Source organism: Candidatus Nanoarchaeia archaeon, from assembly GCA_035290625.1.
Classification (GTDB): Archaea; Nanobdellota; Nanobdellia; order Woesearchaeales; family DATDTY01; genus DATDTY01.
On the sequence record DATDTY010000034.1, the window covers coordinates 1 to 13,613 of the forward strand.

Annotated in this window: 19 protein-coding genes; 8 read left to right on the forward strand and 11 right to left on the reverse strand. The window is 45.6% G+C overall.

Going from position 1 to position 13,613, the window contains the following annotated elements; all coding sequences use genetic code 11:
- Positions 1–402 (reverse strand): hypothetical protein (locus tag VJB08_03170; protein ID HLD42963.1); only part of this gene is annotated, 402 nt, incomplete at its 3' end.
- Between the two features lie 397 nt (positions 403–799).
- Here VJB08_03170 and VJB08_03175 point away from each other — a divergent pair.
- The 3 genes from VJB08_03175 to VJB08_03185 are packed head-to-tail and all read left to right on the forward strand — an operon-like array spanning position 800 to position 2,809.
- Positions 800–1,510: a hypothetical protein gene (locus VJB08_03175; protein HLD42964.1), complete on the forward strand. Its 711-nt coding sequence runs from the start codon at positions 800–802 to the stop codon at positions 1,508–1,510.
- Positions 1,511–1,533: 23 nt separating this feature from the next.
- Positions 1,534–2,421: a hypothetical protein gene (locus VJB08_03180; protein HLD42965.1), complete on the forward strand. Its 888-nt coding sequence runs from the start codon at positions 1,534–1,536 to the stop codon at positions 2,419–2,421.
- Positions 2,399–2,809, forward strand: a complete 411-nt coding sequence (locus VJB08_03185; GenBank protein ID HLD42966.1) for an HD domain-containing protein — start codon at positions 2,399–2,401, stop codon at positions 2,807–2,809. Before VJB08_03180 ends, VJB08_03185 begins: the two co-directional genes overlap by 23 nt.
- A 94-nt stretch (positions 2,810–2,903) precedes the next feature.
- On the opposite strand, the gene VJB08_03190 is transcribed toward VJB08_03185, so the two are convergent.
- The gene (locus VJB08_03190; protein HLD42967.1) at positions 2,904–3,050 is read right to left on the reverse strand and encodes a hypothetical protein; all 147 of its coding nucleotides are present in this window, start codon (positions 3,048–3,050) and stop codon (positions 2,904–2,906) included.
- Between the two features lie 130 nt (positions 3,051–3,180).
- On the opposite strand from VJB08_03190, the gene VJB08_03195 reads away from it, so the two are divergent.
- Complete coding sequence (locus VJB08_03195; GenBank protein ID HLD42968.1) at positions 3,181–3,501, forward strand: hypothetical protein; 321 nt, start codon at positions 3,181–3,183, stop codon at positions 3,499–3,501.
- Here VJB08_03195 and VJB08_03200 read toward each other — a convergent pair.
- The 3 genes from VJB08_03200 to VJB08_03210 all read right to left on the reverse strand — a co-directional run bounded on the left by VJB08_03200 (position 3,495) and on the right by VJB08_03210 (position 4,814).
- Positions 3,495–4,295: a hypothetical protein gene (locus tag VJB08_03200; protein HLD42969.1), complete on the reverse strand. Its 801-nt coding sequence runs from the start codon at positions 4,293–4,295 to the stop codon at positions 3,495–3,497. The genes VJB08_03195 and VJB08_03200 overlap by 7 nt on opposite strands.
- Before the next feature lie 89 nt (positions 4,296–4,384).
- Positions 4,385–4,696 carry a type II toxin-antitoxin system PemK/MazF family toxin gene (locus VJB08_03205; GenBank protein ID HLD42970.1) on the reverse strand — a complete coding sequence of 104 codons (312 nt, stop codon included), beginning with the start codon at positions 4,694–4,696 and terminating at the stop codon, positions 4,385–4,387.
- Complete coding sequence (locus tag VJB08_03210; GenBank protein HLD42971.1) at positions 4,689–4,814, reverse strand: hypothetical protein; 126 nt, start codon at positions 4,812–4,814, stop codon at positions 4,689–4,691. Before VJB08_03210 ends, VJB08_03205 begins: the two co-directional genes overlap by 8 nt.
- 299 nt (positions 4,815–5,113) lie before the next feature.
- Here VJB08_03210 and VJB08_03215 point away from each other — a divergent pair, with 299 nt between their 5' ends.
- Complete coding sequence (locus VJB08_03215) at positions 5,114–5,434, forward strand: hypothetical protein (protein HLD42972.1); 321 nt, start codon at positions 5,114–5,116, stop codon at positions 5,432–5,434.
- Positions 5,435–5,465: 31 nt separating this feature from the next.
- Here the strand turns inward: VJB08_03215 and VJB08_03220 are convergent, their stop codons facing one another.
- Positions 5,466–6,227 carry a hypothetical protein gene (locus VJB08_03220; protein HLD42973.1) on the reverse strand — a complete coding sequence of 254 codons (762 nt, stop codon included), beginning with the start codon at positions 6,225–6,227 and terminating at the stop codon, positions 5,466–5,468.
- Positions 6,228–6,319: 92 nt separating this feature from the next.
- Complete coding sequence (locus VJB08_03225; GenBank protein ID HLD42974.1) at positions 6,320–7,858, reverse strand: hypothetical protein; 1,539 nt, start codon at positions 7,856–7,858, stop codon at positions 6,320–6,322.
- Positions 7,859–8,175: 317 nt separating this feature from the next.
- On the opposite strand from VJB08_03225, the gene VJB08_03230 reads away from it, so the two are divergent.
- Positions 8,176–9,687, forward strand: coding sequence for a hypothetical protein (locus VJB08_03230; protein ID HLD42975.1), 1,512 nt, complete (start codon positions 8,176–8,178; stop codon positions 9,685–9,687).
- A 292-nt stretch (positions 9,688–9,979) separates the two neighbouring features.
- Here VJB08_03230 and VJB08_03235 read toward each other — a convergent pair whose 3' ends face one another.
- Positions 9,980–10,507 (reverse strand): HDIG domain-containing protein, encoded by a 528-nt coding sequence (locus VJB08_03235; GenBank protein ID HLD42976.1) that lies wholly within the window; start codon positions 10,505–10,507, stop codon positions 9,980–9,982.
- A gap of 289 nt (positions 10,508–10,796) precedes the next feature.
- On the opposite strand from VJB08_03235, the gene VJB08_03240 reads away from it, so the two are divergent.
- Positions 10,797–11,690, forward strand: a complete 894-nt coding sequence (locus VJB08_03240; GenBank protein HLD42977.1) for an SAM-dependent chlorinase/fluorinase — start codon at positions 10,797–10,799, stop codon at positions 11,688–11,690.
- A gap of 1 nt (position 11,691) precedes the next feature.
- Here the strand turns inward: VJB08_03240 and VJB08_03245 are convergent, their stop codons facing one another.
- From VJB08_03245 to VJB08_03255, 3 genes are read right to left on the reverse strand one after another with little or no spacing between them, the layout of a single operon-like run.
- Positions 11,692–12,462: an SDR family NAD(P)-dependent oxidoreductase gene (locus tag VJB08_03245; protein HLD42978.1), complete on the reverse strand. Its 771-nt coding sequence runs from the start codon at positions 12,460–12,462 to the stop codon at positions 11,692–11,694.
- Entirely contained in the window at positions 12,459–12,716 is a 258-nt protein-coding gene (locus VJB08_03250; GenBank protein ID HLD42979.1) for a hypothetical protein, read from the reverse strand. The genes VJB08_03245 and VJB08_03250 overlap by 4 nt, the downstream gene beginning before the upstream one ends.
- Entirely contained in the window at positions 12,713–13,261 is a 549-nt protein-coding gene (locus tag VJB08_03255) for a nucleotidyltransferase domain-containing protein (GenBank protein HLD42980.1), read from the reverse strand. Before VJB08_03255 ends, VJB08_03250 begins: the two co-directional genes overlap by 4 nt.
- A 154-nt stretch (positions 13,262–13,415) precedes the next feature.
- Between VJB08_03255 and VJB08_03260 the strand changes: the two genes are divergently transcribed.
- On the forward strand, positions 13,416–13,613 hold a 198-nt coding region (locus VJB08_03260; GenBank protein HLD42981.1), incomplete at its 3' end, for a hypothetical protein.

The window sequence follows — 13,613 nt, forward strand, 5'->3', positions numbered from 1 at the left end:
ATCAGGATAACCTATGTTCAGCTCTCCGATATTGACCTGATCCAAGATCTTTCCTTTCTTGACAATGTACATATTGTTGCCAGTGTCAGAGGCAAGAGAATCAACCAGTAACGGAAGACGAGCAAACGGAGGATTGTTCAACACTCTGTTCTTGATATCCTCATCAACAAAGTAGACTCTCTCTGCTCCGCAAAATCCCTTATACCTTTTCTCAAGGACAGCCCCCGCCTGCCTTGATACTCTTGGAGAGTCTGCCTGGATTCCTGTAATAAACGAAGTCAGCTCTGCAACGCACTGCTTCTCACGAAAACCTATGGTCAGGCTATACGATGTGATCAGGATGCCTAATGCGACAATAGCTATGAGAACGTAGGAAAATGCCTGCATCTGGGCTTTGGGCATATCTGTTTTGCTTGGAAATGAAGTATAAGAATGTTGCTATAGGGGGGTGGCATCGAAAAGTTGCTCGCTTCGCTCGGCAGCGCCAGTACTCAAAAATGCTTCGCATTTTTGGTCGCTTCTGCGGAGCAGTTCGCCATGTGCAAATCAAGCAGAATAGCGACATTCCCCGGATGGGACAACCCCCTTGTCGCTGTGCCGCCGCTCCGTTATAATGGCTCACAAGAGGGCGCTGCATGACTTTTCAATGCCACCTATAGGGGGTCTATTCAAAATGAGCATTGTAGCACATCACTGGTGAGCACAAGCCAAACAAAGAACAAACATTTATAAACATATTTTAATCACTACTTCTAAATTACTAAAAATAGACTTAAAAATGAATGAAGATCTAGTTGATATGGTAGAAATTGAAGATGTAAGGACCCAAAATGGAGAACTTCCATTCAAAGAGTACCTCCCATTAAGAACATTTAGGGGTAACTATGGCGTACCCAGAAAAGTTGATCAAACAGTTGTTAAAGGTTTTTTTGTTGCTGATGATAAAACAATCACAAGATTAGTTCAATTACAAGAAGCATATCATAACGAACTTAGACTTTCATTAACTACTGTACCCACAGAGATTAATAGAGATGGAAATTTATTTTATCTCACTCAATCTTTCATTGGTGGCGTTAACTATGAACAGTTTCTACAAAGTGATGCCCCTCCAAAAGCAAAGAGGGCGATATACGAACAATTATTATATGACTCTTTAAATTTTATTTCAAAATCAGATAAAATTGTCGGTTTAGATGCTAAACCTGAGAACTGGATGCAAACACAAGAAGGTCAATGGGCCTATATAGACACTTTCCCCCCATTCTTATTGGACGATGAAAATATATTTGGAGACATATTCACCTTAAGAGATTTTGAAAAAGATTTTGTAAGAACCCCCGAAAATTCTTTTTTTAGGAACAAAAGAAAAATTGCTAGACGTTTTTGGATGAAATCAGAAAAATTTTATTCAGAGATGGATTATTTAAGTGCAACAATCCAAGTGATCAAATGTTTTGATCAAGAAACATCACGATTTTTTGAAAGATTTATGGAGAAATATAAATGAGAGAGTCGCCGCAAGCAAATCAAATGAAAGCAAGAGAACTGTTTTTGGAAGTTCATAGACCTAAAATAGTAAGCGATTATCAATTACCTCATGATGATTTACATTTTGATAATACCATTACTGAACTAATCTTTGGTGGCATTTTTGTTGGAGAAGCAATATTTGATCATCTCAATCAAGAAGGGACGGTAAGTAACCTAATCGCCATTAAAAACGAACATAGAGAAAGACTATTAAAGTCAGATCATCTATCTATTGAGGGATACCGGGAAAAGTGGGAAAGACATTTAGATTATGAGTCTCTTATTATGGATAAAATGATAGATTTAGAAAAAACTCCCGTAGAATTATTATGTGTACCCAGTGGGAGATCTTTTTTTCATCAACAAAGAATGTATTCATTAATGCATCAAGGCCATCAACTAGCACAAAAAGATCAATCAAATGAAAGGTCCCAATGGTTTAGTCAATGGGATGATAGATGGTTTTGTAAAAATGGTTCAACAAGATTTAGATTAATTGATATACTCCAACAATACACCGATGATTGGGTAGACAGGTTTGCCATGCGAAATATTCCAGAGGAAACATCAATAGATGATGTTTATGAAAAAATGCAAGATTTACACAGAAAAAAAATGATTTCAGCGTATAGCGCGCAAAAGAGGTATACTGCTTTTATTAAAAAACATCCTGAATCCAAAGCATATGCAAGATTCGTATCTGAAGCTATGGAATATAATGAAGAATTAAGGTTATTAAGAAGTCAATCTATATTTGATTTTATCCAGGGTAGCAGATATTATGGCAAACAACCCTTTGCTGAATTTTTAGACGTCTTGGCTACTCGGCAAAAAAGGATAGCACGCTTATATGGAGGTAAAATACATGTCCCTATTAAAACAGATTAGAGCAGAGCAAAGTGTCAAAACATTCTTTCAAAATGAGTGGGATGATGAAAAGCATTGGATACACTGCCAATGTGTTGTTGATGCTTGTTTAGGTATGATCAAAAACACTGATTTAGATCCTGTAGTTTTTATACTGGCTGGCTGGTTACATGATCTGGGTAAGATTATCGATAAAGAAAATCATCATAAAGAAAGTATAAAATTTGTGACGAAGTTTATTAATCAATATCCCGAGTATAAAGATTATTTAAGTTTAATAGAGGACTGTATTATAAATCATAGAAGTGAAGGCGTTCCCGCAAGTGTATATGCACACATTTTCCAATTAGCAGATAAAGTTGCAGTATCTAATCATGATTGGATAGAATACAAAAAGAAAAAAAGATAATTTATCTCCACTTCTCTTATTTTTCTTGATGGCTTACTTTGTTCGCATGAACGAAACGGCCGCCCCGCCTCTAGACTACCCTCTCGGCTTCGCTTCAATTTGATGTAATAAACGAAGTCAGCTCTGCAATGCACTGCTTCTCACGAAAACCTATGGTCAGGCTATACGATGTGATCAGGATGCCTAATGCGACAATAGCTATGAGAACATAGGAAAACGCCTGCATCTGGGCTTTGGGCATGCAGTTTAAGGCAGAAGCATTCTATAAAAATGTTGCTGTGGGTTTAGGCGAACTGGCCTGTATCTTATTACCTCTTTTAAGTAGTTAAAATAGAAAGATTTATATATGGGGATATGCCTTATACTCCAGTATGGCGATTCACGTTAAAAGACTCCCTTTGTATGTTGCATTAGCTGCTTCCATGCTCAGCGGATGCGCCGCCCCAACCAGAGTCGAGCAGCCCGCATCGCTAGAATCAACAATAGCCCAAGAGCAGGATATTCAGAAAGCAGCCAGAGCATTTCAGGAGTATGCAAGAAAAGGCTGCATGGATGATTTTGAGAAAAGAATCCTGAGCGACGCTGCTAAGAAAGCTGGGTATGAAAGCTATCAAAAAGCCATGGAAGATAAGCTATTTGTCGATGATTTCCTGAACTCCCTTCAGCGCTGGTCTCCTGTTCCCCCCTACTGATACGCTATGCAGAACGGTCTGCCTTCATTTGTTTGCGATCCTGGTATGCAATATTCCTCAATCTTATTGCAACAGATACTAAAACTCCTCTCTTCATCTGTTATTCCATATCTCCGGTTAGCTGAGGGGCATTCGATCTCAGTTTCAGGGCTGCAGCCTCCGCTGCATATTGGGAAACCATTAGTATGGAGGCATCTTGCGCCTGCGCTGCAGCAAAGCGTCACACCCCTAACATCAACTCCATGCCCCCCTTCTTTTCCCGAGCAGGTTACTGGAGTCTGGCATCTCTCATTGGGGTCATTCGGATCAAGATCACTGCAGACTGGAGTTCCATAGGCAGGCTCGCCGAAGCAGGTTTGATCAGTCCTGCAACAGCGCGCATATTCTAAAAACTGCTTTCCTCTATCCCCTGCTGCGCTTCCCTGGATTCCTTTGCATTTGCTCTGGCAATTCGATGCGGCGTTGCAAAGAACCCCCCTCCAGCCAAATCCGAACACCGTGATTTCAGCCTCATAAGGGGTTTCTCCAGGATTGCAGCATTTCTCATCCTTTCTCGGATATCTGGACATGGCAGAGTGACGACTTGGATCATAGCCAAATGCAGCATAAGTGCCTCCGCTCCTTGTGCAGCAGTCCCTGAGATCAGCGCATCCGATATCGCTTCCATGCTCACTGCTATGTTCTGCTGCAAGGCCAATAAATGACGAAGAGGGTTCCTCCTGCAATCGTATGATGACAACAGCTCCGAAAAGGAACGCTGCCAGGAGAATAAGCTTGGCTGTCTGCTGCTTCATCTTGGTTGTTTTAGTCCTATTTGTATTAATTTTTCTTTTGTCCGCAAGTATGTGTTTTGCAGGGATCGATCCGTTGAGACAAATCCTCCTCATCGCAATGCATCAAGTCTTCCAACCAGTGCATCAAACACTTCTTTCTTCTTGCCTGTTGATAAAGAAAACAGCGTCTTTTCAATCATTGCATGAGAAATAGTAAAAATATAATTGAGTTTTATGATGCTGTCTTTTATCGCTCCCTCTTTCTTCGTTACAGAAACGCCTTTCATTCCAGTGTTGCTCGTGATTCCGGCAACAACGACGTTGCCAAATTCTTCAAACAGAACAAGGGCAGGCCGTTTCTTTATCTCAAAGGTATCGGTAAATTGGATATCTGCAAGAACCACATCGCCTGATTTAAGCACGTTCCCATGCCTCATCTTCGGCGTTATCCCATAACTCTCTCATCTTGGGCTGCTGGATTTTATGCAAAAACTCGTCATACTGGTTTCCCTTCCTTGCAGTGTCGAAGACTTTGAGCATCTGCTTGATCAGCTCATTATACGTCTGCCGGGGGTATTCCCGTACCGCCTTCAGAGACTTAACGGTGGACTTGTCTATTTGTATCGTTGTCGGTGCAATTATGTATCACCTATAGGAGAATATAGCCCATTATATATAAAGCCACCGATTTTTTGCTGTTTTTGATCCGTCTCCTCTCTCCAAAGACGGCCTGGCTCCTGGGTGCGGTTTCACTTGCTGAAGAGCCACATCATTAGTACTCCCTATATAGTAGTTAAAATAGAAACATTTATATAGGCAAACCTATCTTATACCTTCCTATGGAAACCCCGGACAGAAGGCAATTCTTGAGTACTCTCATAAAGGCAGCTCCCGCTGTTGCTGGCATTGCAGGCTTGGCTGCATGCTCAGGGATTGAAACAAAAAGAACCGAAGAGAAGAGAATACGGGAGGTTGTCCGGCGGGATCTCATGGAAGGCGGATTTTCTGATGCTGACAGAAAACTATTGGACTCTTATGGGTTTACTGCGTATGGATCCATGAAGCCTGAAGAGATTGAGCATGTTATCGATAGGATAGTGAGGGATTTCTACGGCCCTGATTCTACTTTAAATTTTGATTATATTGGGAATCCAAGGTAAGTTTCTCATTTGTGTCACACGCCTTTTTTCCTTAATCCTCTCTTCGAACACAGTTGGGCCTTCCATTTGAGGTTGCGCTTCCAGAAACACATACAGGAGTGTCTCTGCTGCAGCAGAGGAAGTATCCTTCATCGTCATCCATCGTCCCAAAATTTCTAGATTGGCGTGTGCCGCCATCAGGATCTGAGTCGCATCTTGTCTCGTCTCTTTGGCATCCTTTGTTGGGATCTCCTGTGCAAACCGCAGCTCCGGTATTATGGCTGCATCTCTCATCAGCATCGCAGCAAATATTTAAACCCCTGAAATCTGTCCTCAATATCCTCTTTTCCCCTTTGCAGGGATTCTTGCAATCACTTATATCCTGAGCGCAGACAGCAGCACCATGATTAGCTTCATTGCCACAGACATCGTCTATTCTGCAGCAGCGGTCAATTCCTCTATAAGCCTCTCTTCCCGGGCATTTCTTAGGGCATGCAGTGTCATCGGCAGCATTGCAGGAAGATAGCTTAACTCCTATAGATAACGATGAGCAGCTTTCTCCAGGATTGCAGCATTTCTCGTCCACTCCGTCGTTCTCATCCACTCTATCATCAGTGTAGGCACAGTATACTCCTCCTCCCTGCCTGCAGCAGCTTTGCAGATCAGCGCATGCTATATCGCTGCCATGCTCACTGCCATGTTCTGCTGCAAGGCCAACATACTGTGGCCCGGGCATCTGCTGCAACCGAACAAGGATAACAGCTCCAAGGAGGAATGCTGCCAAAAGGAGAAGCTTTGCTGTTTGTCTTTTCATCTTCCTTGTTCGAGAGTCCAGCTGTTAGGAACCCTCTTTTTTTGTTGGGCCCCATTACAAAAACCGAAGCCAACAAACTATCCTGACTGCCATTACGCGATGCAGCAGCAGGTATCCGCCTCTGCCCCTCCTGTGTTGCAGTAGGTTTGCGAAACATTTTGGCCTGCGTAGCAGTCATGGGAAGAGGAGTAGGGAAGCCCGCAGTTATCCGCGCACTTGTTCTCAGAATTTTCGCATGTTCCATCCCGCAAGCCGCTGTAGCCGCACCATCCTGAGCAGCTGTCCAGGAAAGCTTCCTCTCCTGCAGAGATGTTGATGCGGAGATTTCTATTTTCAGAAACTCCTTTGTTTCCGTTAAGGCTGTCATCCACACAGGAGATATTCCATGAATAATTGCCTTTCAGCAAAGGCATAATAATGCTTTGGGAAGCATTCTCAACAATAGGCGCGCTTGCAATGCTCCAGGACAAGGTGGAATTTGCGTCCAGCAGCCCCCTCATATTGACGCTGCAGGAGGAGATCCCTGAAGAAGCATCAGTCACATTATAGATGAAGCTGACAAGCCAGTAGTTCCTGATGCTGTTATTTGCAGGCGCAATGCTTCTGACAACAGGAATGTCAAGGTCCTGGGAGAAATTTGTGGAAAACAATCTGGACAGGCTTCTGTTCTGGTTCCCCCAGACGTCAGTGCAGTTCACGCTCCAGAGATATGATCCTTTGTCAACAGGCTGGGTGAAATTCTGGGCAATGTCCCGTTCAACAGAATACGAGGTCTGCATGATGCTGGAATTGAATATCAGCCTGCAGTGGCTGATTGGAGAATGGTCTGTGACATTATACGAGAACACAACGCTTCCTGAAGTGTCTGCATAGCCATTCCCGGGAAACAAAAGCCTGATATTCGGAGGGATTGATTCATTTGTAGCATTCCCTGAAAGTCCGCAAAGGCTTAGATTAATGACATAGCTCATGACTGCTGAGCTCTGCATAACATTGTCAAATGGATCCATGCAGCGGATGTAGTAGGCATAGTCTCCTTCATCCTGGAATCCTAGGATATAGTCATGCGTCAAGGAGGAGCCGGCAAACGGAGTTGGCATTGAGCCGTAGCCTTGGTCTATTGAGGAAAACCTGCAGCCAGAGGGCTCATTCGTAAGCGCCTTCAGCGTAATATACCTGTTGCATACCAGGCCTGAAGGATCTGTCCAGGTTACCTGAGGAGCAATTGTATCATTTGCCGATCCTATCCTAACATACCCTGAATCAAGCATTTCAACCAGGATAGTATGCCTTCCAGGATTGATGGGGAAGCTTCCCACTAATGGGGCCTTTGTGTCTGCGAAGACGTCAGCAATGCCGCCATACTGTTTTACCTTCAGGGTTACGCTCTTGTTCTGCACAGAAACTGAGGTTACTCCTTTGGGCAGGTCAACCGTAACATAATGCCTTGTTCCCGGCCCGATTGAATAAACAGTATCCACAGTTCTGCCCAGGACCTCAACAGCATCCCCTGCCTTATTGGAGCTGAGTGCTGTTTCAGTCTCCCTCAGGCTGTAGAAGAACAACGGGATGACCATCACAAGCACAAGCCCTGCGATAATGATGTATTCGAAGCTGATCTGGGCTTTCATATCGATATCTATGTCTGCAGGATATTTAATTGTTGCTGTTTTGCTGGTAACATGGCAAGGTTGCTTTGTAGCGGTTGCCGCCGTGCTCAAAAATGCCTCGCATTTTTGGTCGCTCCTTCGGAGCAGCTCGGCTCTTCATGTTTTCAGCAAAGAGCGGCACCTCGCCCGTAAGGGACAACCCCCTCCGCTGCGCTTCCTTAAGTTTATAGAGCCTCGCAAAATTGGCAGCAACCCTAACCTGTATTATTGCTCCGCATAACTTTTCAATGCCCCAAACTGAAGGATATCTATAAATAATACTTCAGCTCAAAGGCCTTATGGACTGGCATCACAGGCTTGAGGAGCTTTTCCTTGGACTCCTGATAGCCTTGAATATCCTGGATTTTACCCACCAGCTTCCTGGCGATCTTGATATCCTGAAGAAGATCCTCTCCTGGGCCTCAGTTGTCTACCTCTTCTACAAGGCGAGCCTCACCACCATCTTGTTTGGAGAGGGGAATAAGGTTCTGGACTTCACTCTTGTTATGACCTACCTTTTCCTTGCCGCGAAAAACCTTATTTTTATTGCTGATCAGGCCTCATCGCTCTGGTTTGGAGCCTTCTTCAGCTTCCTGAGCCAGCATGCCTCAACAATCACTATTCTTTCAATCATGATAGGAGCGCTGCTGCTGCTCATCCATGCGGCAGTCCTGGCAGAGTGGAGCAGTCATATCGCTCCAGGGCCAGGGCTCCTGAAGAGATTCTTTGCGATCCTCCTTGCATTGTTTGCCTTCTTCGTTGTTGTCTTTAATTTTTTCATGGAGTGGATATCTCTATCTGTTGATGCCCCCCTCTTACTCATCACCCTCTTATTCTACTTTTTCACGCTCTATCAGCGCCAGTGGGAATTCTTCAGGCTGGACTCCTTCCTTTACAGGGTGGGAGAAGCCTCCACGAGGTTTTATGAGCAATTCACGGGGCTATTCTCAAACAGGCGCACCCTGATGCTCGGCCTGGCAGGCATGCTGGTGCTTCACCTCCTTGTTGATGGCGGCATCTATCTCATCCCCTACATCACCGGCCTTGAAAACCCCCTGTATGCAGAAATCCTTGGCCCTGGCCACAGCAGCATCCTCTCCCGATTCTCAGCAGATACAGCCTACGTGAGCGGCCCCATGAACCTTGTGCTCCTTATCTGGGCATACTTTTTTAATGTGGTGTTTCTCGCCTTTGTCCTTGGGGTTCCGGCATATCTTTGGTGGAGCGCCTATCGCAACAAGCATCCTCCCATCCCTCTCTGGCTTTTTGGCCTGTTCTTTGCATCCTTAGCGACGTTTGCCCTCAGCCCAATCTTCTCTATCAGCTCAATCTCCACAGACGCCATCGTGGGAAGCAGCCTTATAGGAGTTGATATCCAGACGCATCAGCTCTTTGGCGCCAGCATCCCTCCGCTGAAGACAGCATTCTTCGCCTCGCTTTTCTTTCTCGCAGCAGCCCCCCTAGTCAGCACCTACTGGCCTGCAGAAAAGAGGGTCCTGGATATCTCGCTCTGGGTCTTTGACTTTTTTGTTGCAGTGTATGTCTATATCTTTTTGAGAACATTGCTGATCTACGCAACTCATCCGCAAGGCGCGATCCCGAGCCTGTGGGCTTCAGGCCAGTATTTCGTGATGGCCTATCTTGTCCTTTTTTTTGGGATCGCCTCGCTCTTCTATGTTGCGGGGTTTGTTTCGTATATGGTTGTTGGCCGGAGATGGGAGATCGAAGAGGACCTTGTCTTGGCAGGCCCTGGCCAGCCAATGATGCAGCATCCATCAATAGATTACTCACAAACGATGCAGAATCATTAATTGAATCATCAGGAGATGATGAACATGGATGAAAAGAGAAAGAAGCTCAAAAAGGAGGCTGAAGAGGTGTATGAGCTTGACGACTCGGACATCCCGCTCCATGAGCCTTATGTAAGGGAACGCAATCTGCGGAAATAAGGCTCAGTAGAAAGTCCGGCATCCTTTCTGCGAGCTTCTTTGGAGTCATGAGCAGTGCTGACAGAGGGTAGGCCCCTTCGGGGATGTCAGCAAACATAGATTCAATCACAAGCGAGCTCGATGCCGACTGGCTTTCTACTGAGCCCGGAAATAACTAGTCTCTCTGCCAGCCCTCTACTTCGCCAGCAAGCCGCTTGACCCTCTCGGCATACTCCTCGCCCAGCTCCATTCTAAACCGATCAATGACCATCTGCAATGTCCCTTCCTTATCCCCAAAAATAAGGTTGTCTGCATGGGCTATGATCTTTTCTTCTTTGCTTATTGGAAGAAAATCTTTATCAGGGAGAGGAAGATTCTGCTCCCTGATGTCTTTCCTGCTTATGCCTACTCCGATATGGCGCTCTGCCACCAGGGCATGCTTTGGAAATCCTTCTTTTCTCAGGATTTCAGCTCCTTTTATGCCGTGCTGGATCGCATTCTTAGAGCCTGGTGGAAACTGGAACCTTCCGATGTCGTGGAGAATGGAAGCGGTAGCGATGAACTCCTTGTCAGTGCCTGGAATCCTGTCTGCAATCCGCAATGCAGCCTTCTTGACAGCCTGCACATGAGCCAATACTTTTTTGAAGGCTCCATCGTCTGAGGAATATTTCTTCAGGAGTTCTATGGCTTGCTGCTCGTTCATCCATCCTAAGGCTTCTGCATCTTTTAAAAACCTTTTGGCCTTTTCGGCTTCCCTGAAAATGTAGTTGCCGTCATTTTTGCGAGGCTCTTAAACGTAAAGACATGGCGCTGACAAGGGAGTTGCCCCATTCGGGGAATGTCAGTCACTCCAGTCATATGCGCAGCCGAGCCGACGTGCTCCGAAGGAGCGCCCGGAAATGCTTGGCATTTCCGATGGCAACCTCGAAGAGATTTTCAGGGAAGCCGTCCTTTTCGCTATCTTTAAATAGATGACTGCCCTAGGCAAAGGCATGACGGCAGCTAAAAAAGCAGCCCGAGCAAGGAAACACAGAGCAACTAAGAAGCGCCGAGCCGCTAAGCGCGCCATCCCAAAACTCAGCAGCATCATCACACTGATTACTGACTTCGGCCTTGGTACGCACGGGATTGGGGTGATGGAAGGAGTCATTGCATCTATCAATCCAAAGGCCCGCGTCATTCACCTCGCGCATGGCATTCCGGATTTTGACCTGAGAAGCGCAGCAAAGGAGCTTGAGGCTGCGCAATCCCTCCCTCCTTCTATCCATGTTGTTGTCGTTGATCCTGGTGTCGGCACAGCCCGAAAGCCGATTGCCATCCTTACAGGAAGAGGAGACGTCCTGATTGGGCCAGACAATGGCGTCCTGTTGCCAGCATGCCGGTTTCTTGGCGGCATTGTAAAATCGTACGAGATCGAAAACAGGAGTGTGATGGCCCCTCTTATCTCTCCTGTCTTCCATGGAAGGGATATCTTTGCGCCTGCAGCAGCCCATATCTCCAAAGGCTTTCAGCTGCAAAGGCTTGGCAGGGAGTTAAAGAAACTTGCAGCTCCGCCTTATCCTGAAGCGGTCTATGAAAATGGCATGATCTCGGCAGAGCTAATCTACATCAACAAGTTCGGCAGTGCCCACCTGAACCTACTCCAGAAGGAGTTTGCCAGGCTGGGTTTGAAGAAAGGCCAGCACATCAATGTCAGGCTCAAGTATAAAACCATCTCACTGCCGTTTGCCTCAACATTCGGAGAAGTTCACAGCCAGGGAGAACTGATCATGCCTGATGACTTCGGAAGAGTCGAGCTTGCCGTCAACCGGGGAAGCTTTGTCTCCCGCTACCCTCTCCGTATTGGTGAAAAAGTGGCGTTGTGGAAGGCGAAAAAGCTCCAGTAGCCTATTTCGCTGTCCATCCTCCGTCAACCACGAGGTTATGGCCGGTTATGAAGCTGGATTCATCCAGGGCAAGAAACAACGCAGCATTCCCGATATCTTCAGGCTTTCCGATCCTGCCAACAGGGGTATTCTGCAGGAACATCCTTGCCATTGCCTTATCCTTGAGCATCGGCTTTGTCATGTCAGTCTGGATCACTCCGGGATTGATGGCATTCACCGTGATGTTATGCTTTGCATAATCTAAGGCAGCTTCGCGTGTAAGCTCGGTTACCCCTCCCTTGGATGCGCAGTATGCGCTTGCGCCCTGGAAGCCGACAATGCCTGCTATTGATGAGATATTGATGATCCTCCCTCCCTTGCCCTGCTTCACCATCTGCTTCGCAGCGTGCTTCATGCCGAAAAAGACTCCTTTGAGGTTCACATCCATGACCTTATCCCAGTCTTTCTCTGTAGTTGCATCGACGCTCCCCATGAGTGCAATCCCTGCATTATTCACCATGATGTTGAGCTTGCCGAACCTCTTCACTGTTTTTTCAACAAGGGCCTTGATGTCCCTCTCTTTCGAAACATCAGCCTTAACAAAGAGCGCCTCTGCTCCGCAGCGTTCAATCTCCTGAAGAGTTAGGTTCACATCATCAGTTTTCTTATGGTCGCTCACAACAACAGCGCACCCCTCCTTTGCAAAGGCAACTGCGATTCCCTTCCCGATGCCCCTCTTCGATCCTGTAACTATTGCCACCTTGCCCTGAAGCCGTTTCGTCTGTATGCTCATTTGTACACCTCCCCCTTTATCCCGCTTACTCTCCCAATTTTTGCCCTTATCGGCTCCATGAGGATATCGTAGCATGATTTGACAAACATGTTCGCCTTATCATCATCTAATCGCATCTTCTTCATTAATTCCAACAGCAGCTTGTAAGAGTTTTCAGCTTCCTTGATTAAAAACTCTGCTCTTGACTTGTCCGGAGTCTGCAGCTTGACAATCCTGTTTTTGATAAATTCATCAAATCCCTTTACTGCACTCATAACTCAACCCCTCCTGCAAGTAAAATGCCATTGCAGAGATTTTCCTTTAAGTGCTTATGTATTTTTCCAAATGACTCGTAAAAACTGATGCTTATCCTTCTTTCCAGAAGCTTCTCAAATTTAGCTACATCAGCTTCTTTGTCTTTTCTCCCGATCACTGCAATATCAATGTCTGAGTTAATGATGTCTTCTCCCCGGGAATAGCTTCCAAACAGGATTATGGCTGCACCGGCAAATTCTTTCTCCAGAAACTCGTACAATTCTGATTCATAGACCAGTTTTAAGTTGTCTGCCCTTTTTAGCTGCATTACTCTGCGGTTATCCCTGTTTAATTCAATAGACAGCCTTTTTGATTCTTTATCCTGGTGAATCTTGATTGTGTTTTCTTTCTGGAGCCGGGGGAGGGCCTTCATTACTGCTGGAGCAGTTACCTGAAGATTTCTTGATATCTGCCTCTGGTTTAAGGCAGTTCCTGCCTTTATGAAAAGCAGCCTTAAAATCTCCTGCTGGAGATTGGTTAACCTTAGTTTATATATATTTATCATAGTTAACCGATGTTTACTTTGGTTTATATATCTTTCTATTTCTTGGGGGAGAGTCAGGGAAGTGCTGGGAAGGTTTTGAGGGTAACGGCTCGCTCCGTTAACACGCGCCTTAAGGAGGGCTTGCAGCCCTGCGAATCGGTCGCATTGAAAAGTCATGCAGCGCCCTCTCGTGAGCCACCTTAAAATAAGACAGCAGAGCGACAAGGGGGTTGCCCCGAGTGTGGTTAATAATTCAAATGATATAGCAAGATTTCTTGCTATATTAAGGATATTGTGCCTTAAGATAATGATGGCACAATATGACAATATCTTTGCTTCTTTCTTAAGTCTTGTAGTCATTAATCCTGCATTG

Excerpts from the sequence above, each read along its gene's own strand:
- VJB08_03175 (HLD42964.1), top strand. The coding sequence starts at position 800 with ATGGTAGAAATTGAAGATGTAAGGACCCAAAATGGAGAACTTCCATTC.
- VJB08_03180 (HLD42965.1), top strand. The coding sequence starts at position 1,534 with ATGAAAGCAAGAGAACTGTTTTTGGAAGTTCATAGACCTAAAATAGTA.
- VJB08_03185 (HLD42966.1), top strand. The coding sequence starts at position 2,399 with ATGTCCCTATTAAAACAGATTAGAGCAGAGCAAAGTGTCAAAACATTC.
- VJB08_03190 (HLD42967.1), bottom strand. The coding sequence starts at position 3,050 with ATGCCCAAAGCCCAGATGCAGGCGTTTTCCTATGTTCTCATAGCTATT.
- VJB08_03195 (HLD42968.1), top strand. The coding sequence starts at position 3,181 with ATGGCGATTCACGTTAAAAGACTCCCTTTGTATGTTGCATTAGCTGCT.
- VJB08_03200 (HLD42969.1), bottom strand. The coding sequence starts at position 4,295 with ATGAAGCAGCAGACAGCCAAGCTTATTCTCCTGGCAGCGTTCCTTTTC.
- VJB08_03210 (HLD42971.1), bottom strand. The coding sequence starts at position 4,814 with ATGCTCAAAGTCTTCGACACTGCAAGGAAGGGAAACCAGTATGACGAG.
- VJB08_03215 (HLD42972.1), top strand. The coding sequence starts at position 5,114 with ATGGAAACCCCGGACAGAAGGCAATTCTTGAGTACTCTCATAAAGGCA.
- VJB08_03220 (HLD42973.1), bottom strand. The coding sequence starts at position 6,227 with ATGAAAAGACAAACAGCAAAGCTTCTCCTTTTGGCAGCATTCCTCCTT.
- VJB08_03225 (HLD42974.1), bottom strand. The coding sequence starts at position 7,858 with ATGAAAGCCCAGATCAGCTTCGAATACATCATTATCGCAGGGCTTGTG.
- VJB08_03230 (HLD42975.1), top strand. The coding sequence starts at position 8,176 with ATGGACTGGCATCACAGGCTTGAGGAGCTTTTCCTTGGACTCCTGATA.
- VJB08_03235 (HLD42976.1), bottom strand. The coding sequence starts at position 10,507 with ATGAACGAGCAGCAAGCCATAGAACTCCTGAAGAAATATTCCTCAGAC.
- VJB08_03240 (HLD42977.1), top strand. The coding sequence starts at position 10,797 with ATGACGGCAGCTAAAAAAGCAGCCCGAGCAAGGAAACACAGAGCAACT.
- VJB08_03245 (HLD42978.1), bottom strand. The coding sequence starts at position 12,462 with ATGAGCATACAGACGAAACGGCTTCAGGGCAAGGTGGCAATAGTTACA.
- VJB08_03250 (HLD42979.1), bottom strand. The coding sequence starts at position 12,716 with ATGAGTGCAGTAAAGGGATTTGATGAATTTATCAAAAACAGGATTGTC.
- VJB08_03255 (HLD42980.1), bottom strand. The coding sequence starts at position 13,261 with ATGATAAATATATATAAACTAAGGTTAACCAATCTCCAGCAGGAGATT.